At 69.5% G+C, this 21060-nt stretch carries 22 protein-coding genes; 16 read left to right on the top strand and 6 right to left on the bottom strand.

Going from position 1 to position 21060, the window contains the following annotated elements; all coding sequences use genetic code 11:
* A partial coding sequence (locus NS220_RS05770; RefSeq protein WP_058623136.1) for a glycogen debranching N-terminal domain-containing protein occupies positions 1-1807 on the top strand: 1807 nt, incomplete at its 5' end.
* A 33-nt stretch (positions 1808-1840) separates the two neighbouring features.
* On the opposite strand, the gene NS220_RS05765 is transcribed toward NS220_RS05770, so the two are convergent.
* A complete protein-coding gene (locus NS220_RS05765) occupies positions 1841-2317 on the bottom strand; it encodes a YbaK/EbsC family protein (RefSeq protein WP_058623129.1) in 477 nt (158 codons plus the stop codon).
* 240 nt (positions 2318-2557) lie between these two features.
* Here NS220_RS05765 and NS220_RS05760 point away from each other — a divergent pair, with 240 nt between their 5' ends.
* The gene (locus tag NS220_RS05760; RefSeq protein ID WP_058623128.1) at positions 2558-3631 is read left to right on the top strand and encodes a Glu/Leu/Phe/Val dehydrogenase family protein; all 1074 of its coding nucleotides are present in this window, start codon (positions 2558-2560) and stop codon (positions 3629-3631) included.
* Between the two features lie 51 nt (positions 3632-3682).
* Here NS220_RS05760 and NS220_RS05755 read toward each other — a convergent pair whose 3' ends face one another.
* The 3 genes from NS220_RS05755 to NS220_RS05745 form a co-directional block, all read right to left on the bottom strand.
* Positions 3683-4018 carry a histone-like nucleoid-structuring protein Lsr2 gene (locus NS220_RS05755; protein WP_058623127.1) on the bottom strand — a complete coding sequence of 112 codons (336 nt, stop codon included), beginning with the start codon at positions 4016-4018 and terminating at the stop codon, positions 3683-3685.
* Between the two features lie 77 nt (positions 4019-4095).
* Positions 4096-4953 (bottom strand): acetolactate decarboxylase, encoded by an 858-nt coding sequence (budA, locus tag NS220_RS05750; RefSeq protein WP_242864541.1) that lies wholly within the window; start codon positions 4951-4953, stop codon positions 4096-4098.
* A complete protein-coding gene (locus tag NS220_RS05745; protein ID WP_058623135.1) occupies positions 4866-5213 on the bottom strand; it encodes a histone-like nucleoid-structuring protein Lsr2 in 348 nt (115 codons plus the stop codon). Before NS220_RS05745 ends, budA begins: the two co-directional genes overlap by 88 nt.
* Before the next feature lie 159 nt (positions 5214-5372).
* On the opposite strand from NS220_RS05745, the gene NS220_RS05740 reads away from it, so the two are divergent.
* From NS220_RS05740 to NS220_RS05700, 10 genes are all read left to right on the top strand, one after another.
* Complete coding sequence (locus NS220_RS05740; protein WP_058623125.1) at positions 5373-6860, top strand: amino acid permease; 1488 nt, start codon at positions 5373-5375, stop codon at positions 6858-6860.
* Between the two features lie 285 nt (positions 6861-7145).
* The gene (locus tag NS220_RS19650; protein ID WP_153004170.1) at positions 7146-7328 is read left to right on the top strand and encodes a hypothetical protein; all 183 of its coding nucleotides are present in this window, start codon (positions 7146-7148) and stop codon (positions 7326-7328) included.
* Positions 7329-7347: 19 nt separating this feature from the next.
* Positions 7348-7563, top strand: coding sequence for a hypothetical protein (locus NS220_RS05735; RefSeq protein WP_153004169.1), 216 nt, complete (start codon positions 7348-7350; stop codon positions 7561-7563).
* Positions 7564-7744: 181 nt separating this feature from the next.
* Positions 7745-8116, top strand: a complete 372-nt coding sequence (locus NS220_RS05730; protein ID WP_058623123.1) for a hypothetical protein — start codon at positions 7745-7747, stop codon at positions 8114-8116.
* A gap of 92 nt (positions 8117-8208) precedes the next feature.
* On the top strand, positions 8209-9258 hold the full coding sequence (locus tag NS220_RS05725) for an efflux RND transporter periplasmic adaptor subunit (protein ID WP_058623122.1): 1050 nt from the start codon (positions 8209-8211) through the stop codon (positions 9256-9258).
* On the top strand, positions 9255-10172 hold the full coding sequence (locus NS220_RS05720) for an ABC transporter ATP-binding protein (RefSeq protein ID WP_081322999.1): 918 nt from the start codon (positions 9255-9257) through the stop codon (positions 10170-10172). The genes NS220_RS05725 and NS220_RS05720 overlap by 4 nt, the downstream gene beginning before the upstream one ends.
* Positions 10172-11464, top strand: coding sequence for an ABC transporter permease (locus NS220_RS05715; protein ID WP_058623121.1), 1293 nt, complete (start codon positions 10172-10174; stop codon positions 11462-11464). The genes NS220_RS05720 and NS220_RS05715 overlap by 1 nt, the downstream gene beginning before the upstream one ends.
* 107 nt (positions 11465-11571) lie before the next feature.
* Positions 11572-13137, top strand: a complete 1566-nt coding sequence (locus NS220_RS05710) for a hypothetical protein (RefSeq protein ID WP_153004168.1) — start codon at positions 11572-11574, stop codon at positions 13135-13137.
* 164 nt (positions 13138-13301) lie between these two features.
* Entirely contained in the window at positions 13302-14045 is a 744-nt protein-coding gene (locus NS220_RS05705; RefSeq protein WP_058623134.1) for an ABC transporter ATP-binding protein, read from the top strand.
* Positions 14027-15613: a hypothetical protein gene (locus tag NS220_RS05700; RefSeq protein WP_058623119.1), complete on the top strand. Its 1587-nt coding sequence runs from the start codon at positions 14027-14029 to the stop codon at positions 15611-15613. The genes NS220_RS05705 and NS220_RS05700 overlap by 19 nt, the downstream gene beginning before the upstream one ends.
* Positions 15614-16334: 721 nt before the next feature.
* Here the strand turns inward: NS220_RS05700 and NS220_RS19645 are convergent.
* Together NS220_RS19645 and NS220_RS05690 are read right to left on the bottom strand one after the other, a co-directional pair.
* On the bottom strand, positions 16335-16766 hold the full coding sequence (locus tag NS220_RS19645) for a hypothetical protein (protein WP_153004167.1): 432 nt from the start codon (positions 16764-16766) through the stop codon (positions 16335-16337).
* Positions 16767-16879: 113 nt separating this feature from the next.
* Positions 16880-17635 carry an alpha/beta fold hydrolase gene (locus tag NS220_RS05690; protein ID WP_058623117.1) on the bottom strand — a complete coding sequence of 252 codons (756 nt, stop codon included), beginning with the start codon at positions 17633-17635 and terminating at the stop codon, positions 16880-16882.
* A gap of 109 nt (positions 17636-17744) precedes the next feature.
* Between NS220_RS05690 and NS220_RS05685 the strand changes: the two genes are divergently transcribed.
* The 4 genes from NS220_RS05685 (at position 17745) to NS220_RS05670 (ending at position 21059) form a co-directional block, all read left to right on the top strand.
* A complete protein-coding gene (locus NS220_RS05685; RefSeq protein WP_058623116.1) occupies positions 17745-18182 on the top strand; it encodes a VOC family protein in 438 nt (145 codons plus the stop codon).
* 80 nt (positions 18183-18262) lie between these two features.
* On the top strand, positions 18263-18979 hold the full coding sequence (locus tag NS220_RS05680) for a hypothetical protein (RefSeq protein WP_058623115.1): 717 nt from the start codon (positions 18263-18265) through the stop codon (positions 18977-18979).
* Positions 18980-19029: 50 nt separating this feature from the next.
* Complete coding sequence (locus NS220_RS05675; protein ID WP_058623114.1) at positions 19030-19707, top strand: response regulator transcription factor; 678 nt, start codon at positions 19030-19032, stop codon at positions 19705-19707.
* A complete protein-coding gene (locus tag NS220_RS05670) occupies positions 19704-21059 on the top strand; it encodes a HAMP domain-containing sensor histidine kinase (RefSeq protein ID WP_058623113.1) in 1356 nt (451 codons plus the stop codon). The genes NS220_RS05675 and NS220_RS05670 overlap by 4 nt, the downstream gene beginning before the upstream one ends.
* The last annotated feature ends 1 nt before the right edge of the window (position 21060 follow it).

The following is a 21060-nucleotide window of genomic DNA, read 5'->3' as shown; positions in this document are numbered from 1 at the left end:
CCCCGTGCACGGGGTCTACCACGGCGACGTGCGTCACGTCCGCTCGCTCGCGCTGAGCTGCGACGGGTCCCCCGTCGAATGGATCTCGGCCGCCCCCGACGGCGCCTCGCGCCTCGTGCTCGGCGGTCTGCTCCGAGGGCTCGACGACACCACCCCCGACCCGAAGGTGCGACTCCTGCGCGACCGGCGGGTCACCGACGGACACGTCAGCGAGACCTGGACGCTGCGCTCCCGCGTCGATCGGCCGATCTCCACCACGCTGAGGTTGTCCCTCTCCCCGGAGTTCGCGCAGTTGCACGAGGTGAAGTCCGGCCACGCGCACGCCCGCGACACCGTCGTCGCCGTCGACGGCGAACGCGCGACGGTCGACGCCGGCGCGCAGGGCCTCGAGCTCGTCGCGCCGGGCGGGCAGCTGGCCTCCGGGCCCGACGGCCTCGTCGTGCAGTGGGACGTCGACGTGCCGGCGTTCGGCACCGCCGAAGCCGGCTGGACGCTCACGCTGCGCGACGACACCCTCGTCGTCGGGGCGGCGACGGCAGCCCCGCGGTGGGACTCCGCCGCTGTCGCCGCGGGTTCTGCCGACCCTCGTCTCGGCCGCTGGGTGCGCACCGCCCTCGACGATCTCGACGCCCTCCGTCTCGTCCTTCCCGAGCACCCCGGCGACGAGTTCTTCGCCGCCGGTGCCCCGTGGTTCTTCACCCTCTTCGGACGCGACTCGATCTGGGCCGCGCGCCTCGCCCTCCCGCTCGACCGCGAGATCGCGGCATCCACTCTCCGCGTTCTCGCGCGCCTGCAAGGCACCGACGACGACGCGCAGACGGCGCAGGAGCCCGGCAAGATCCTGCACGAGCTGCGGGCGTCCGCGCTCGAGATGCCCGGCGAGGGGATCGTGCTGCCCCCGAAGTACTACGGCAGCGTCGACTCGACACCGCTGTGGATCTGCCTGCTCGCCGAGGCGTGGCGCGCGGGCATGCCCGCGGCCGAGGTGCGCGAGCTCCTGCCGACGCTGCGGGCAGCCCTCGGGTGGATCCGCGACCACGGCGACAGCGACGGCGACGGCTTCCTCGACTACATCGATCGCCTGGGCACCGGCCTGTCGAACCAGGGATGGAAGGACTCGGGCGACTCGATCCAGTGGCGCGACGGCTGCCTCGCCGAGGGGCCGATCGCCCTGTGCGAGGTCCAGGCGTACGCGTACGAGGCGGCCCTCGCCGGGGCCGCGCTGCTCGAGGAGTTCGGGGACGGACGGGATGCCGACGACGCGGTGTTCTGGCGATCCTGGGCCGCGAAGCTGAAGGCGCGGTTCGCCGAGACCTATTGGGTCGACACCCCCGAGGGCCGCTACCCCGCCGTGGCCCTCGATCGCACCAAGCGGCCCGTCGACACCCTCACGAGCAACATCGGCCACCTGATCGGCACCGGACTGCTCTCCGCGGAAGAGGAGGACCACGTCGCGCGCCTCCTCCTCGGCGAGAGCATGTCGAGCGGGTACGGCATCCGGACGATGTCGACGGATGCCGCGGGCTACTGGCCGCTCTCGTACCACGGGGGCAGCGTGTGGGTGCACGACACCGCGATCGCCGCGCACGGGATGCTCCGCGCGGGACTCCTCGACGAGGCGCGCGCGGTGGTGGAGGGCCTGCTCGACGCCGCGGAGGGATTCGCCTACCGCGTGCCCGAGCTGCACGCGGGCGATCCCCGGAGCCACTCCTCCGTGCCGACGCCGTACCCCGCGGCCTGTCGTCCGCAGGCCTGGTCGGCGGCCGCCGCGGTGGTGTGCCTGAGCGTGCTCGCGCCCGGGGCGTGAGGCTGTCCCGCGGACCGGCACCCCGCCCCCACGTCAGTCGACGCGCGCGACCGCCCCACCCGTCAGCCGCACGAGCTCGTCGAACGTCAGCGGGAACACCGTGTGGGGCGTGCCGCCGGCCGCCCAGATCTCGGGGAAGGCCGCCAGCGCCTCGTCGACGATCGTCGTGAGCGGGGCGGGGTGCCCGGTCGGCGCGACACCGCCGATCGGCTGCCCGGTCGCGGCGAGCACCTGCTCGGGCGTCGCGCGCCGGATCGTCCCGCGCCCCAGGCGCTCGGCCAGGCCCCGGGTGTCCACGCGGTGCGCTCCACTGGTCATCACCAGGAGCGGCTGGTCGTCGCTCCAGAACACGAGGCTGTTCGCGATCGCCCCGACCTCGATGTCGAGCGCGGCGGCGGCCAGGGCGGCCGTCGATGCGGCATCGGGAAGGACGATGATCCGTCCCGCGATGCCGGCGGCCTCGAGCGAGGCGGCGACGAGACGACTGCGGGCGGGGAGGGCGTCGTTCATGCCGACAGCCTAGAGCCGTGCCGGCCGCGTCCCGCAGTACGTCCGGCGAAGTGCGTCTCGACACGCCCACCGCGCAGTCTCCGCAACGGCGCGTCGCGCGTCGACTCCGCGCGACGTCACGCCGACGCGGGCGCGGCTCTCGCGCGCACGGCGGGGGCACGTCAGAATGGACGATGGATGCCGCAAAGCCGCGGCCTCCGGAAAGCGCCGCCCACAAGGCGGCCGACGACAAGGATCGCGATGACCCACGCCCTTCCCCTGCCCGATTTCACCCACGAACGCGTGGAGGTGGTGACGGGGAGCCGCAGCGGCCTCTTCATCGCCGTCGCCCTGCACTCGTCGGTGCTCGGCTCCGCCCTCGGCGGCGCCCGCCTGTGGACCTACCCCACCTGGAGCGACGCGCTCGGCGACGCCCTCCGCCTCTCGGCCGCCATGACGCTGAAGAACGCGTCCGCCGGTCTCGACGCCGGAGGCGGCAAGTCCGTGATCGCCCTGCCGCCCGGGACCCTGCTCGACGCCGACCGCCGTCGCGCCGCGTTCCTCGATCTGGGTGACGCGGTCGAAAGCCTCGGCGGCCTGTACCGCACCGCGGAAGACGTCGGCTCGACGACCGAGGACATGCTCACGGTGAGCGAGCGCACCGCTCACGTCGTCGGCCTGCCGGAAGCGGGCGGCGGCTCCGGCGAACCCGCCGGTCCGACGAGCCTCGGCGTCTACTCCTCGCTCCTCGCCACCCTGGAACGCAGCGCGGGTGTGCGTGAGGTCGCACAGCGACGCATCACCATCGCGGGTCTCGGCCAGGTGGGCGGACGCCTCGCCGCGCGCCTCGCCGCCGAAGGCGCGGTGCTGACCGTCACCGACGTGAACCCCGCCAAGCGCGCCCTGGCGGCCGAGCTCGGGGCCGCGTGGGTCGAGCCGCACGAAGCGCACCTGGTCGCCGCGGACGTCTTCGTCCCCGCGGGCATCGGCGGGGTGCTGACCGACGAGGTCATCGACGCCCTCGACGTCGGCGCGGTCTGCGGGCCCGCGAACAACCCGCTCGCCGATCGCTCCGGCGCGGATCGCCTGGCCCAGCGCGGAATCCTCTACGCCCCCGACTTCGTCGTGAACGCCGGCGGCGTGATCTACCTCGACCTCGAAGCCAAGCAGCGCGGGACGCGCGACGAGATCATGGGGCGGGTGGCCGGCATCGGTGACACCCTCCGCCGCATCTTCGACGAGGCCGAAACCCGCGGTGTGACTCCGCTCGCCGCCGCCGAAAGCGTGGCCGCGGAGCGCTTGCGAGAAGGGGCCGCCTCGGGAGCCCTGGTCTGAGACGAAAAGAATCCGGATGCCGCGAACTCGCGGCATCCGGATTCTTTTCGGTCAGTGCGCGGCGTCGTATGCCGAGAGAACGGCGGAGGAGATCCGGCCGCGCGCATTGATGGAGTGGCCGTTCTTCTCCGCCCAGGCCCGCACGTCGACAAGGTCGCGGGTGGAAGCCGCGCGCCGCGGAGAACGACGAACGGACGGAGCGGACGAGCCGATCGAGCGCGCGGCTACCGTGAACGGTTCGAATGCCTCGCGGAGCTTCTTCGCATTGTTCTCGGAGAGATCGATCTCGTAGGCGCGACCCTCGAGGGAGAAATTGATCGTCGTCCCGCTTTCGAGGACGGAACCATCGAGATCATCGATCAACTGCGTGATGTGTTTCTTGGCCATGGCGCGATCTTATGGTCGGTGATGTTCGGCAAAGACGCCAAAGAATGGAAATTCACCCTCGGACTAACCCCTCGGGGTCATCGCTTCCCACCGCCCGACGAAGCGGCCGCTCCACCCTCGATAGCTGCGATTCGACGGTCTTCATCATGCGTGAGTTCCTGCGAGAGGAATTCGACATCCGTCGGCACCCGCAGTTCGAATCGTGCATATGCCGACACGCGCAGAACCGCCTCCCGTACCGAGATCTCCAGGACATGTCCCCCGAAGGTCCGGTCGTCGCGAAGGAAATGCAGATGCAGTCCGGCGACCGTCACGCCCTGGTAGAGACGCGGCATCCAAAAGCCCACGACCGCTCCGCGTACATCGCGGGTGACCGTTTCGATCTGTTCGGCGGTGACCTCGGCGAGCGGGCGGAACGGGGGCTCCTCGCGCCTCGTGACGCGCGTGCGCACCCGCGCCATCACGCCGTCCACACGGATCGCGTGGAACAGGTTCCGACTCGCGAGAAGACCGTCGATCTGCTCGGCCAGAGCCGGTCCATCGAGATCGCGGACCGTGAGCGACGCCGCCTCGCCGAAAGAGCACATGTCGACGAAGGGCAGCATCTCGTCGTCGGTCATCAGCCGCGGGGATTCGTCCGCGGTGCAGGCGAAGAACTCGCCGTCGAGAATGACGACTTCCCCGCCGAAACGCTCACAGCACCCGATTCCGGTATCGCCGAGCGCGCGTGCATCGCGCACGGTGATACAACTCGAATACTGCCCACCCAGAAGCGCGTCGAGAACGGCGAATTGCGTCACGACACCGGGATGGACGACGGCCGCAGGGCGGGCGTCCCCCGACACGGTCAGGACTGAGCGGCCGAATACGCCTCGAGTACCGTCGCGGGGACACGGCCGCGATCGCTCACGGTGTGACCATTCGCGCGTGCCCACTCGCGTACCGCGCCGAGGTCGACGTCATTGTCCCGTCGCGCGGCGCGCGGGCGCCGCGCGTTCGTCGCGGTGCGAGAGACCGATCGGGCGGCGTCGACGAAGGGCGCCACCGCGTCGTAGAACTTATCGGCATTGCGGTTGGACAAATCGATCTCATAGGCACGGCCTTCAACGGAGAAGGTGATCTGCTTTCCTTCGCCCTCTTCGAGAACGGAACCGTCGAGATCGTCAACAAGGTGGGTGATGTGCTTGATTGCCATGATGTGCAAAACATTACACCTTTTACGTAATTCACATCGACTTTCGGGAAGGTGATACACCCTCGGGTCCACGTTCCGGGGGCGATAGGCACGGGCATCGAGAAGCGCTATCCTCCCCCGGTGGCGTTCGGTCGGAGGGCGCCTCGAGAGGAGTTACGCGTGAGCCTTTTCCGCACGAAGTCGGTGGAGCAGTCCATCGCCGATACCGACGAGCCGGAGTTCCGACTCAAGAAGTCGCTCAGTGCCCTCGACCTCACCGTCTTCGGCGTCGGCGTCGTGATCGGTGCCGGCATCTTCACCCTCACCGGTCGCGCCGCCCATGACGTGGCCGGTCCCGCCGTCGTGATCAGCTTCATCGTCGCCGCGATCGCCTGCGGCCTGGCCGCGATGTGTTACGCCGAGTTCGCATCGACGGTGCCGGTCTCGGGGTCGGCGTACACGTTCTCGTACGCGTCGCTGGGAGAGCTGTTCGCCTGGATCATCGGCTGGGATCTCATTCTCGAGATGTTCCTGGGCGCGAGCGTCGTGGCACAGGGATGGAGCGCGTACCTGTCTGCGTTCCTGCAGCAGCTCGGCGTCGTCCTGCCGGAGGCGATCAGTTCGGGAGGCGTCGTCGACATCCCGGCGATCCTGCTCGTGCTCGTCCTCGGCGGGCTCATGACGGTCGGCATCAAGGAATCGCTGCGCGTGAACCTCGTGCTCGTCGCCGTGAAGCTGTTCATCGTCCTCTTCGTGATCATCGCGGGCATCATGTTCATCGCGCCCGCCAACTACAGCCCGTTCGTCCCGCCGTCCGTCCCCACCGAGTCGACGTCGGGCCTGACGCAGCCGCTCCTGCAGTTCCTCTCGGGCCTCGAGCCGGCGACCTTCGGCGTCGGCGGAATCCTCGCGGGTGCGGCCCTCGTCTTCTTCGCCTACATCGGCTTCGACGTCGTCGCCACCACCGCAGAAGAGACGAGGAAGCCGCAGCGCGACCTGCCGATCGGCATCATCGCGTCGCTCGTGATCTGCACGATCCTGTACTGCGCGGTCGCGATCGTGGTGACGGGCATGGTGCCCTACGACCAGCTCAACCCCAAGGCGGCGCTGGCCGAGGCCTTCGCGTTCCACGGGCAGACGTGGATGGCGACCGTCATCGCCGCGGGAGCCGTCGCCGGTCTCACGACCGTGGTGCTGACGCTCCTCATCGGCGCCACGCGCATCATCTTCGCCATGTCGCGCGACCGTCTCCTCCCCGGCGCCCTGGCGAAGGTGCACCCCCGCTTCCGCACCCCGTGGGTCATCTCGATCATCGTCACGGTGATCGTCGCGATCGTGGCCGGCCTCACCCCGGTGGGCATCCTCGAAGAGATGGTGAACATCGGCACGCTGTCGGCGTTCGTCCTCGTGTCGGTCGGCGTCGTCGTCCTCCGCCGCAAGCGCCCGGACCTCAAGCGCGGCTTCCGCGTGCCCCTCAACCCCGTTCTTCCGATCCTCTCGGCGGTGATCTGCACCTACCTGATGCTCAACCTCTCGGTCGAGACCTGGCTGCGCTTCCTCATCTGGCTCGCTCTCGGCTTCGTGATCTACTTCGCGTACTCGCGCCGGCACGCGCGCGTGGGAATGCTCGACGTCACGCCGCGCATCGTCGCGCCCCCGAAGAACTGACAGACCCCGGATGCCGGGACCCCGGCGGGCACCTTCCGTCGGGGTCCCGGCATCCGTGCGTCTGCGCGCCGCCGAGCCTCGAGGGGACGCACGCCATGGCAGGGACGCACGCCGAAGAGCAACCCCTCGATCGGGGCTTTCGGCCCGCCGCGTGGGAGGAACGAGACGCGGCTCGCGCACGGGAGCGCTCGGCTCCTCGAGGAGAACGCGACCGACTCGGCCTGGATCGGGGGCATCGCGGACGCGTTCGAGCGCGCCGGCTCCGGCACGCTGAGCGACCTCGATGTGGCTCTCTCGACGTCCGCGGCTTTCCCGCAGTCGACGCAAGACCTTCTGCTGAGCGGAACGCTGAGTCCCGACCAGGTCGCCGCCGCGTGGGCCGTGCTCGCACAGAGCCCCGCCGCGAGCACCGATGCCTTCGTGCGGCAGTGGGCGAGCGTTCTGCCAGCTGTACCTGTACGACCGTGACGACTCGCGCATCGTGGAGATGATCGGAACGCCGGGCCCCGCTACGACACGGGCGATCACCTACGTCCCGGGGACGTTCACGGGGATGAACTCGTTCTACACGGGTGGAGTGCAGCAGATCGCCACGTATCTGACGAACAACCGGCCGGGAACGGTCGCTTTCGTCTACAAGGACGGGAAGTTCCCCGGGGAGCAGAACAACGAGAAGGAGCCCGACCTCTACTGCAGGACCTGAAGAAGGTGATCGCGGAATGAAGGCGCGACGAGCCCCCCTGGCTGGCCGTGACGGTCGTCGCGATCGTCGGACTCGCGGGCTGCGCACCGAGCGGACCGAGCAAACAAGAGGAGACACCCGTGACGCAGACCAGTTCCCCCTCGGCCTTGACCTGGAGCAAGCGAAGTCCTCGACGCAAGCGATGGAGCGAGACATCGTCTCGCGGATTCCCGCCGACGAGGTGGCCGCGGTGGACCAGCACGAGAAAGGCACGCTGTTCTCGTGCATCGACGGTGGCCACTCGTGGCTCGGCGGCACGATGGTGACCCTCGTGCCGGGAGTGAACGCCGAAGACGTCGTGCGCGCGATCGAGGCGGGCTTCGCCGGCGACCGATTCGACATCCGCACCCGGCAAGACATCGACGGCGACTACGAGGTCCAGTTGGTGGCGCAGACCGACGACCGCGAGAACTACATCATCGCCCGTTACAAAGCGGACGACACGATCTCGATCTCGTCCGCGTCGCCCTGCTTCACCCTCCCCGATGGCGTCTACCCCGGCGGCGAGTTCTAGGCTCCCCGCCCGAGCGCGATACGTGCGCGATATGTCTCTCCCCCTAGTGTGGGAATCGTCTGTCAACGACGATCACCACTCCGGGGGGTTTCATGGGGATCGCACGCACCTGGGTTTTCCCGATTCTGCGTCTGCTCCTGGTCGCGCTCGTCGCGGCCGCTCTGATCAAGCTGGCCTTCTTCCCTGATCGGGAGGTCGACGCGTCTCCGGCTGAGCCCACCGGGGCCATCGTCGAGCCGCGCGTGGCGGCCGCGCGGGGCACCATCACCAACGACGTGGTGGTCACCGCGACCGTGTCGTCCGACCCGGCTGTCCCGGTGAAGTCGACGGCCGGCGGCGTGGTGAACAAGATCTTCATCACCCAGGGCAGCGGTGTGAACCAGGGCGACGTGATCTTCAACGTCAAGGTCCCGATCGAGCGCGACCCCGCCGACAGCGTGGATGCCGAGGGCAAGCCCAAGCCGGCGATCTTCCGCTACGAGGACGTCACCGCGCCCGCGGGCGGAACGCTCAGCGCGCTGGATGTGCTCGAGGGTCAGGAGGTCACGGTCGGCATGGCCGCAGGGAACGTCGCTCCCCCGAGCTTCTCGGTGACCGGGACGCTCGAGGCCGCGCAGCAGTACCGACTACTCAACCGCCCGAACGAGGCATCCGTCGCCATCACCGGCGGTCCCGCCCCCTTCACGTGCACGAATCTGCGCCTGGTCACCCCGCTGGCGGGGAGCAACGGCGACGGCGAGTCGTCGGGCGCGGCGGGCGGCAGCGGTTCGTCCTCCGGCGGCTCCGGCACGACCGTCACGTGCGCGGTCCCCGGCGACGTCACGGTCTTCGCCGGACTCGCCGCCGAGTTGACGATCGCGGGCGGCAAGGCCGAGAACGTGCTCGTCGTCCCGACGACCGCGGTGCGCGGGGCCGCCCAGAGCGGCACGGTCTGGGTGTCGACGCCCGACGGTGCGACAGAGGAGCGCCCCGTCGCCCTCGGGCTCACCGACGGAACCCAGGTCGAGATCACGCAGGGGCTGAACGAGGGCGACGAGGTGCTCGAGTTCGCTCCGGGTGCGATGGCGGGGTCGGGTGCGGGCGACAACTGCACCACCTACCCCGACGGCACGATGTTCTGCGAGCCGGTACCGGCGTCGTGAGCCTTCTTCACCTCGAAGACGTCACCCGGACGGTCATCCCTGCGGATCAACCAGCGCTGACGATCCTGTCCGGAGTGAACCTCACCGTCGAGCCGGGCGACCACGTCTCGATCGTCGGACGTTCGGGCTCGGGCAAGTCGACGCTGCTGAACCTCCTGGGACTGCTGGACCTGCCGACCAGCGGCGTCATCAGCTTCGACGACCGCCCGGTCAAGAGCTACTCGGGCGCGCGGCGCGACCGCCTGCGCGGCGCGTCCATCGGATTCGTGTTCCAGCAGTTCAACCTTCTCGCGGGCCGCACCGCCCTCGAGAACGTCACGATGCCACTGCTCTACTCGTCGGGACGCACGTTCTGGCGCCGCAAGAAGATCGCGGCCGAGATGCTCGAGCTCGTCGGGCTGGGGCACCGGATGAACAGCATGCCCGACCGCCTGTCCGGCGGAGAGCAGCAGCGGGTCGCCATCGCCCGCTCGCTCGTGCGCGGGCCGCGTCTCATCCTCGCCGACGAGCCCACGGGCGCTCTCGACCTCGACACCGGGCAGAGCGTCATGGAGCTCATCGACGAGGTCGCCGAACGCACCGGAGCGGCTCAGGTCGTCATCACGCACGACCCGATGATCGCGCGGCGCGCGCGGCGGCACTTCCGCCTGGATCGCGGCATCCTGACCCCCGTCGACGACCCCGCGTTCGAGCCGCTCACGCGTCGCGAGATGCGCGAGATGGCGCCGGTCGAGTCGAGCCCCGTCGCTGCGTCCGAGGACGGCGAGCGTGAGGTGATCGAGCTGTTCCGCGTCGAGACCGAGGCCGGCGAACCGGAGGCCCCGTCGGAGACGGCGGCCTCGGCCGAGGCCGAGACGGAGGCCACACCCGAGACCGAGACCGAAACTCGCCGGACAGAAGGGACGGACGCCTGATGCGCGGGTTCACCGGGTTCGTCGGCGCTCTGCTCGAAGCCTGGCAAGAGGTGCGCGTGCACCGGACACGGGTACTGCTGTCGCTCATCGGCGTCGCGGTCGCGGTGTGCTCGCTCACGACGGTGGTCGCTCTCGGCGCGATCGTGCAGCAGGCCAATCAGGAGCTCAGCGAGCGGCAGGGCGGCCGCCCCGCCACCCTGTACGTCTCGGCATTCAAATTAAACGGCACGATCGACCCGGCCGACATGGATGCCGCGTGGAGCAAGACACTCGAGCGGTACGACATCTCCTACGCCTCGCGCGTGCAGACCACGGTCCAACTCGTGCCCTTCGCCACCGGCTCGGTGCAGGTCGGCACGCAGGCCGTCGACCAGCCGTTCGGCGAGATGCACCGTGTGCGGCTCGTGGAAGGCTCCTGGTTCTCCCCCACCGATGAGCAGCAGCTCGCGCCCCGTCTCATCGTGAACGAGGTGTTCTGGGACCGCATGGGACGACCGCCGCTCGAGAGCCACCCCGTGGTGGCCCTGGGCGGCGACGGCGTTCCCGGCGCGGCATCCGGGATCCCCGCCGGAGGCACGCTCGCGGTGATCGTAGGGGTGACTCCCGCGAGCACCTGGGAGACCGAGCCGACGATGATCATGCTCGCGCGGCACGCGGAGGCGATGCAGAAGGCCACCGCCGGCGAGCGCGGATCCGCTGCCGCGGCCGCCGACCCCTACGGCGGCGGCGGGGCACCGCAGAGTCAGTACGAGATGTGGGTGCCACCCGAGCTGGCGGATGCGCTCACGGCCGCCATCACGCGCGACCTGCGGAGCGCCCTGGGCGACGGTACCGAGGTCAACGTCTCCCGCCAGGACTGGGCACAGTACGGCGATGACCCGTTCCTCGTGACGAAGCTCGTCGTGATCGGCATCGCGGTCCTGGTTCTGTTGCTCGGCGCGCTGGGGCTGGTCAACATCGCGCTCGTCACGGTCAAGCAGCGGGTACGGGAGATCGGCATCCGTCGCAGCTTCGGCGCGACCGCCGGCCGCGTGTTCTTCGCGGTGATGATGGAGAGCGTGGTCGCCACGGTGGTGGCGGGCGCCCTGGGGGTGGTGGCGGCGATCCTCATCGTGCAGTCGCCCGCGATGCGCGATCTCGTGGGACAGGGCATGGTGAGCGACTTTCCCCCGTTCCCGGTGGATGCCGCGATCATCGGTCTCATCGCGGCCACGGCCGTGGGGGCTCTGGCCGGTCTGCTGCCCGCGCTCGTCGCGGTGCGCGTGAAGGTCATCGATGCCATCCGCTACTGAGTGCCGGGCAACTACGTGAAGTGCTTCCTCGGTCAAGTGCTTCTGTTACCGCTCCCGATTCTCTGAGTTCTGTTCGCACAGCCTTCGACAGCGCCGAAAATCTTCTCATGACATCTCCGCGAGAGTACTTCCATATTGTCGGCCAAGCCTTCGACGGAGCGGTGCCTTTGGACAACGTCGAACTCGTCCTCGACACCAACGTGGTCGGACTGGCGGACTCCATCGCACGCAAGGGATATGACGAGGCCAAAGTGCAACACCGACGCGTCCGCGCACTGTGGACGTGGATCGCCGGCCGGACCCACGTGGACGTCAACGTGTATCTCGGAGCGGTCGAAGGGGCGAACTTCGACGGGTTCGCGCCTTCCCCGTACAACCTGCTCAAGAGGGTGACGTGTGCGAGTGTCCTCTTCGAGTTGGCGAAACACTCAACCGAGATCGATCCTTTCGACGGCACCCCCGTCCTCGAGAAGATACGGTCTGCGGACTTCCCCACCTTGAGCGAAGCGGTGGACGAAGCACGAGAGCACTACGGCAGTGTCGTGCTGCCCAACTACATCGCGATCCTCTCGTGGCACCTATCGAAAGCGCGCCGACCGGATGCCGATTCGAGCGTCCGCCTTCAAGAAGTACTCGACCAAGTGATCGCCTTGATGGATTTCGTTCCGCTGGCGTGCACGATGCTCAGTTTCGCGGAATGGGGCAGCCCCACCGTGGCCAATGTCGTCGGAAACCGGGTTCTCAAGCTTCGGAATCGCGAGCTCGCGAGGTCGGCGAGGTCCGGCGCGTGGGACGTGGGATTCCTCTCCGCCCTCTCCCGGCTCCGTGCCGAAGCAGCCCATGACGAGAGCACAGCGTCACTGCCGGTTCTTGTCACTGACGACGACGCCTTCGCTGCCGCCGCACGCCTGCTGCCCGCCCGAGGCAACACCGGATGGTTCCAGCTCGACGTAGCCCATTACTCAGACGCAGAATCAGCGCTCCGCTTTGCCGATGAAGTGACTCGACGTCGCAAATCTGCGTCGCCCCGCCTCCCACGATGGGAAGAGCTCGTCGAAGTCGCGCGGATCCTCGAGGGAGAACTTGGCGTTGAGGAAGATCTCAGACTGCATGACGATGAGCTGGTCTTGACGCTCGAACCCGATCGTGTCCGCATGGAGTCGGTTCTCAACATCTTGGCAATGCCGCGAGGAAAAATGATCGATCACATCGAGGACGATCCACTTCAGTTCTATGCCGTCCTGACCTTGTCGGCATTCGTCCTCAAGGAAATGGACGGTGCGCCCGAGGTGCACCTCTACGAGGCGCTGCGCCGCGCGGCACCCGAGGCCGTTGCTCCTGGAGCCGACGGCGCTGCCGCACATCCGCTCGCCGCCGTGGCCATCATGGCCGCATGGGCCGCCGGCGACAACACGCGCACGATGGCCCACCTCGAATCATTGGAGATCAATTTCTATCCAGTTCTCGTGAAACTCATCGTCCTGATTCTCAGCGCCGAGCTCATCGAGCTCTCCGCGCTTGCACGCGATGTCACGCGCGACGACGAACTGGCTCGATGGCGGGCTGCGGTGTCCGCTCTGCCGATCAGCAACAGCGAACCCCACCTCGAGTATCGCCGACGCCGTTCTTCCGGGGAACACGCCCATCGCACCGTAGATGCTGATGATTCGTAGCACCGTTCGAGTCGGTTCTCGGCGAAGGCGGGGAGCCCACGCTGGAACCGAGACAGACCGACAGATAGGTTCGGAGCGTGACCGACTCCTCGAGCGCCGTGCCGCCGCCCTCCGCCCTGCCCGACGGGGTCGCTCCCCCGACGCCGACCGACTCGCTCCCCGCGATGGACATCACGGGTCTGGTGAAGCGATTCGGCGAGAAGACCGCCGTCGCCGGACTCGACCTGCGTGTCCCCGCCGGATCGTTCTACGGCCTGGTCGGCCCCAACGGCGCCGGTAAGACCACCACTCTCTCGATGGCCACCGGGCTTCTTCGGCCCGACGCCGGCACGGTGCGCATCCACGGCGTCGACGTCTGGGCGCAGCCCGTCGAGGCGAAGAAGCTCATCGGCAACCTCGCGGACGGCGTCCGCTTGTTCGACCGCCTCACGGGGGAACAGCTCGTGACGTACACCGGCATGATGTTCGGCCTCACGCGCGACGAGGTCGCCACCCGCACAGCGGATCTCCTGCGCATCATGGACCTCACCGAGGCCGCGGGGACCCCTGTCGTCGACTACTCCGCCGGTATGACGAAGAAGGTCGCGCTCGCGTGCGCCCTCGTCCATGCGCCGCGCCTGCTTGTGCTCGACGAGCCCTTCGAGTCGGTGGACCCCGTATCCGCGGCCAACATCGAGGACATCCTCCGCGGCTACACCGCCTCCGGGGGCACGGTCATCGTCTCGAGCCACTCGATGGACCTCGTGCAGCGCATGTGCGACCACGTCGCCGTCATCGCGCAGGGCCGACTGCTGGCATCCGGAACCGTCGATGAGGTGCGCGCCGGCAAGACGCTGCAGGATCGCTTCGTCGAGCTCGTCGGCGGACGCCACCACGCGGAGGGGCCGCAGTGGTTGCGACAGTCCTGAAGATCCGTTTCCGCGTCCTCGGCAACACGCTCGCGCGCAGCCCGATGCAGCTCGTCGGGTTCATCTTCGGCGTGCTCGGAGCGCTCTGGATGCTGCTGTTCGCGGGGGTCGGTCTGTTCTTCGTCGGCACCCTCGACTTCGATGTCGCCCGCGCGGCGGTCACCGCGGCCGGCGCCGTGCTCATCCTCGGCTGGGTGCTCGGCCCGATCTTCGCGACCGGTGTCGACACGACCCTCGACCCCGCCAAGCTCGCCCCGTTCCCGATGAGCACCACGCAGATGATGATCGCCATCACCGCGGGTGGACTGACCGGTGTCGGCGGCATCGCAACGGTGGTGGCGAGCCTGCTCACCTTCCTCGTCTGGGCGCACGAGCCGGTGGCGGCGATCGCCGCGATCGTGTGCATCCCGATCGGGGTGCTCATCTGCGTGGTCGCCTCGCGCACGGTCGCCGCCCTGGCATCCGGGATCGGCGGCGGCCGCCGCACGAAGGAGCTGATCGGACTTCTCGCGTTCGCGCTGGTGATCTTCGCCAGCCCGATCCTCATCGGCATCCTGAACGCTGTGCAGTCGGCCACCGAGCAGGGCCTGCAACTGCAAGCCCTCGTGAGCGCCGTCTCGTGGACCCCGGTCGGTGCCGCCTGGGCCGTGCCCGGTGACCTCGCGACCGGTTCGTGGCTCACCGCGATCCTCAAGTTCGTCATCGCCCTCGCGACCCTCGCCGTGCTGTGGATGCTGTGGTTCCGCAACCTCTCGGCATCGGTCATCGCCCCTCCCGCCCGGTCGACCGCCCGGCGCAAGACGGGGTCGCTCGGGTGGTTCGGCGTGATGCCGTCGAGTCCGGTCGGGGCGACCTGGGCGCGTTCGCTCACCTCGTGGACCCGCGACATGAGGTACCTGCGGCAGCTGCTGCTCATCCCCTTCGCCCCGATCATCGTGTTGATCTACTCGCAGTGGGACGTCAACACCCCCTTCTTCGCCCTGTCCGGTCTGCTGGTCGGCTTCTTCGCCGGAGTGCTGCCCTACTCGGACATCTCGTACGACGGCACCGCTTTCGCCACCGTCATGCAGACCGGTATCCGCGGGCGCGCGGACCGGCTGGGCCGCACGCTGGGCGTCGCCACCGTCGTGATTCCCCTCATCGTCGTCGTCGACATCGTGACGATCGCGATCGCCGGCCGGTGGGATCTGCTCGCTCCGGTCCTCGGCGCGTCCCTCGGGCTGACGCTCATCGGCTTCGGCATAAGCGCCGTGAGCTCGGCGTTCCTCGTCGTCCCCACGCCCTCACCGGGCGACTCGCCCTTCAAGCGCGTACCCGGGTCGTCGTTCTCGATGTTCCTGACGTTCTTCCTGTGCTGGGCCCTGGTCGCGGTCCTCGGTCTGCCGACCGTGATCCCGGCCGCGATCGCGACGTTCACCGGATCGAGCGTGGCGGGGTGGATCGCGTTCGTGGTCGGTCCCGTCCTCGGACTCGTGGTGCTCGCCGTCGGCGTGGTGCTGGGCGGCAAGCGCTTCGACGCGAACGCGCCGGGCCTGCTCGCGCAGCTGCGGTCGTTCCAGGGGGCGTAGGGGGGGGCGGATGCCGCGGGTCGGTCGAGCCCGCGGCCAGGTCGAGGACACGGCGATGGGCACCGGCCGCCTCCGCGACCCGGCCGAGTCCCCCGAAGATCAGCGCCTGATCGCGCAGGGCCTTGGCGCACCTCAGCCGTCCGCCCGCCGACGCCAGCGACTGTCCGTGGACCGCGACCGCGTGCTCGTAGGCGGCGAGCGCCGCACGTCCGTCACCGAGGTCGTCGATCGTCACCGCCCGGTTGTAGACCGCTTGCTGACGGGCGGTCGCGATGTCGCCGTCCGACGAACCGGCGGCGAGCGCGTCGAGCGCCTCATACGCCCGAATCGCGCCGCGCGGATCGCCGAGCCTGCCGAGGGCGACGCCGAGGCGCAGGTGCGCGCGAGCACGGACCCGCTCGGCGCGCGTCTCCGCGCCGGCGCGGATGATGGTCGCGTGACGGGCGAGAGCGGATGCGGGGACATCGTCCCCGCGGAAGATCAGGTCCGCCTGGCGCAGCAGGGCGAGTCCGGATGCCGTGATCTCTGGCGCGGAGCCGACGTAGCGCAACAGTTCGGCGAGGACGGCGGCCCGGATCTCGGCATCCATCCCGCCCGCGTACCGCTCGAGGAGCCGCGGCCACTCCTCCGTCGCCGCCAGATCGCGCGTTTCTTCGTCGAGGCGGTCGAGGAGGAGACGAAGGTGCCGGCCCGCCCGCGCGGCCCGAGCCACGGTATGCGTCTACGGGTCTTCGGCGAGGAGCCGCCGTGCGTCGGCGAGGGCCTCATGGGGGCTCTCTCCCTCGGCGATCGCCGCATCCGCCTGGAGGAGCGACGCGTCGAGTCCCCGCCCCTCCGCCTCCGGAGTCCGGCGCGACTCCGCGACGGCGATTCGCAGCATGTCGACCACGCCGGTGAGGTCGAGGCCGTTCTCGATCCGCAGACGCGATGACGTGACCATCGCCTCGATGCGGATCGCGGACGACCTCGGGTCGTTCTCGCCGCCGAGTCGGAGGGCGAGGGCGTCCAGGGCGGAGGCGATCGAGTCGACGTCCTGTCCGAGCCACCGCCGGATCATCTGGGCGGCGAGGGCCGCCTCCGCCGCCACCCGGCGTACGCCCGCGGAGGGCGAATCCTGGGAGGCCGCGTCGATGTCGAGCGCGCGCTGGATCACCCCTCGTCGACGAGGGCGAAAGCTTTCTCGAGCGTCGCGGCGAAGTCCATGGAGACCTTCCCGTGTCGATTGTCATCCCGCGCGCCGGATCCTCCGCGCGCCGGACGCGGTCTTCAGCGGACGAACGCTTCGATGCGCTCGACGAAGCGCGCGGGGTCCACGAGGTGCGGGTAGTGGGTCGGTGGCTGCCAGATCTCGTGCACGGTCTGCGGAATCTCGTGCTGCAGCCAGGCGGCGTACTCGGGTCCGGCGTCGAGACCGGTGATCACGAGGTATGGGACGTCTTCCGGGATCCTCGTCAGACCGCTCACGAGCGCCGCCAGCTCTTCGGGTGAGTCCTCGAGGAGCGGCCGCCACATCCCGAGGACGACGTCGCGCTTCGGAGACCGGATGCCGTCCACCCGCGCCATCTCCTCGGCATCCAGGCCGCCCGCCATCTGCGCGAACATCCCCTCGATGAACAGGGGGAAGTCCGCACCGCGCAGCATCCCCTCCGCCTGCTTCACCTGCCCCTGCATGCTCGCGAGCTGGAGGGGCTGATCCACGTTGACGATCGCGCGCGCGGGGAAGAGCGCGCCATAGGCGGTCGCGACGATGCCGCCCATCGAGTGGCCGACGACCACGGGCGGCTCCGCGGGGATCACGTCGTTCTCGGCGAGCTGCGCGAGCGTCTCGTGGACGTCGGCCGCGAGCGTCGGGATGTCGTACGGTTCCTCGGCCGTCGACGCCCCGTGCCCGCGCAGGTCGACCCGCACCACGGTGAAGCCGCCGGTGAAGTCGACCGGATCCCAACTGCGGCGGTCCTCGGTGATGCCGTGGAGGAGGACCAGGAGCGGGCCGGAGCCCGACACGTCGTGGGCGAGGATCATGATTTCTCCCTGGGGGCGAGCGGGTTTCGCCCGAGCATATCCGGGTCTTCCCGCACCGAGCACGCCCGGTCTAGGGTGAGGGCGAATCCCCGATCAGAAGGATGCCTCGATGTCGACCTCCCTCGTCGTGTACGTCTCGTTCGCCGGTGCCGCCCGTGAGGCGATGACCTTCTACCAGTCGGTGTTCGGCGGCGAGCTGTCGATCAACACCTTCGCCGACTTCGGCATCCCGGACGCTCCCGCCGACGGCGTGATGCACTCCGAGCTGCGCGCCGACGGCTTCACCGTGATGGGCGCCGACGGCTTCGAGGAGCCCGCCGAGGGCTGGGGCAAGAGCCGCGTGCACGCGGCCTTCATGAGCGACGAGACCGACCGCGTGCGCGGGTTCTACGACCGTTTCGTCGAGCGCGGTGCCCAGGTCACCCAGCCCCTCGAGAAGCAGGTGTGGGGCGACCTCTACGGCGAGATCGTCGACCCGTGGGGCGTGGCGTGGATGTTCAACATCGCGGCTCCGGGCGGGTGGGCCGAGGGCAACGAACCGGCCTGAGGCCGACGGGGTCTTCGGCCCTGACACAACCCGGACACGGCCCTGACAGCTCGACCACACGCGCGGCCGAGAGTATCCGCATGAGAACCACGCGAATCCTCACCCCGCTCGCCGTCGCCATCGCCGCAGGAGCGGCCCTCGCCGCCCCGATGGCGGCCTCGGCCGAGACGCCGTCCCCGTCGACTTCGCCTCACGCGCCGGCGAGCCTGAGCGATGTCCAGGCCCGCGCGACGGCCGCGGCCGGTCGCCAGGCCGATGCCCTGACCGCGGAGATCACCCGCATCACCGCCGACACGCACCTCAGCGATGACGACCGCACCAAGGCCCTGGCCATCCTGAACGACGACCTCGCCGGCATCCACACCCTGCAGTCCGACATCTCGGCAGCCGCCACGGTGAAGCAGGTCCGCGACGACGTGCGCACCGCCGCGTCGTCGTACCGCGTCCGCGAGGTGGCTCTGCCCGAGGTGCGGTGGGCCGCGCGGGCCGACGCCGTGACGACGACGGTCCTTCCGCGCCTCCAGGCGGAGCAGACGAAGCTCGAGAGCGCGCTCGCGAAGCACTCCGACAAGAGCACGACGGCCCTGACCGACGCGCTGAACGATCTGGGCACGCAGATCTCGACCGTGCAGTCCGACGCGAACGGTCTGGCGACGACCGCGCTCTCGCTCTCCCCCGCGACCGTCGCGGCCGACGAGCAGACCCTCGCCCACGTCCGCGACCAGGTGAAGGCGGTCGACACCGCGATTCACCAGGCGAACCAGGATGCGAAGACGGTGCGCACCGGCCTCCGGTAAGCCCCGGTCGTTCCCAGCCCGCTCCTGCGAGCGCTGCTTACGGTGTGCCCATGACAGCTGAGCGCGGCCTGATCGTGGTCGTCGAAGACGAGCACGCGATCGCCGATGTGGCCCGCCTCTACCTCGTGGAGGCGGGCTTCGGCGTTCACCTCTCCCGGGACGGCCTCAGCGGTCTGGCGGACATCCGTCGTCTGCGCCCGGCTGCCGCTGTCGTGGACATCGGCCTCCCCGGGCTCGACGGAATCGAACTCGTCCGCCGACTCCGGGCGGAGAACGACTGGACGCCCGTGCTGTTCTCGACGGCGCGCGACGCCGAGGTCGACCGCGTGCTCGGTCTGGAGCTCGGCGGCGACGACTATCTCACGAAGCCGTCGTCCCCTCGGGAGCTCGCCACCCGCGTCTCGGCCCTCGTCCGCCGCTCGCGCGTCCGGGAGGCGAGCACGGTGCTGCGCCGCGGATCATGGGAACTGGATGCCACCCGCCGGACGGTCCACGTCGACGGGCGCCCCGTCGACCTCACGACGACCGAGTTCGACCTGCTCGCTCAGCTCATGAGGAGCCCGGGCCAGGTGTTCACGCGAACGCAGCTGCTGGCGGAGGTCTGGGGCGTCGCCGACTACTCGGGAACCCGGACCGTCGACACCCACATCGCTCAGGTGCGCGCCAAGATGGGCGCCCCGGATCGCATTCGTACCGTCCGCGGCGTCGGATACGCCCTCGACGCGTGAGGGGCTCGCTCCGGCGGATCGTCACGGGCGCGACCGTCATCGTCGCGGCGGTCGCCGTCATCGTGACCGCCCTCGCTGCTTTCCCCCTGCTGAATACCGTCGACGAGGCCTCCGCACGATCGGCTCTCGTCACGCAGGTCGACCGTCTCGTCGCCGCGACGCCCGAGGGGCGAGACGCCGCGATCGCGAGCGCGTCGCTGTTGAGCGATCCCGACGCCCTGATCGCCGTCGTCGGTACCGACGGTTCGGTGCGCGGACCGGCCGCCGACATCGTGAACGGGCGCGTCGCCCAGCAGGTCGCCGCGGGGACGGAGGCATCCATCACCGTCCGTCGCGATCACGCCTCCTTCGCGGTCGAAGCGCGCCCGCTCCCAGGCGGCGGCGGTGTCGCCGCCGCGCAGGACCTGAGTCGAGTCAAAGCGCTCGGCGCCGATGTGCTGGGACGCATCGCCCTCGCGTTGGCGATGGGGTTCCTCGCCGCCGTCGCGGCGGCTGTTCTCTTGAGCCGGTGGCTGTCGCGTCCGCTGGCCGGGCTGGCGCGCGCCGCACGACGCATCGCCGGCGGGGACCGCACGGTCGAGCTCGACGACAGCCGGATCGATGAGGTCAGCGACGTCGAGGCGGCATTGCGATCCATCGGTGCCGCTCTTGCGCACTCAGAGGCCCGCCAGCGCGAGTTCCTCCTGTCCGTCTCGCACGAGCTGCGCACCCCGCTCACGGCGATCCGCGGCTATTCGTCGGCACTGCGCGACGGTCTCATCCCGCCCGAGGGAGTGCGTGAGGTCGGAGAGACTCTGGATGCCGAGGCCACCCGGCTCGCGACCTTCACCGACGATCTTCTGACCCTGGCCCGTCTCGAAGCCGACGACTTCCCGATCCGTCTGTCATCGATCCCGATCGCTCCCCTGCTCTCGCAGACGGTGGCGGCCTGGCAGGGTGCGGCTCAATCCGCGGGCGTGGAGGTGAGGCAGGACGGGGCCGCGGCATCCGGGGTCCTTGTGACCACCGATCCGCAGCGCCTGCGCCAGGTGCTCGACGGGCTGATCGAGAACGCACTGCGGGTGAGCCCATCTGGAACGCGCATCGTCCTGCGCGCCGATCACGGCACCGAGGGAACGGCGGTGTTCGAGGTGGCCGACACCGGCCCGGGGCTGACGCCCGACGACGCCGCCCGCGCGTTCGAACGCGGCTTCCTGCGCGAACGGTACCTCGACGTGCGACGCGTGGGCTCCGGCCTCGGTCTCTCGATCGCGGCGCGGCTCACCGACCGTCTCGGTGGCCGGATCTCGGCGCGCCCCGGAGCGGAGGGCGGGACGGTGTTCCGGATCGAGATCGGGACGGATCCCTCGTAGG

The sequence above is a fragment of the Microbacterium testaceum genome (assembly GCF_001476655.1).
Lineage (GTDB): Bacteria > Actinomycetota > Actinomycetes > Actinomycetales > Microbacteriaceae > Microbacterium > Microbacterium testaceum_C.
The sequence above is the reverse complement of the archived record's forward strand: the minus strand, read 5'-3'. Positions and strand labels throughout refer to the sequence as shown.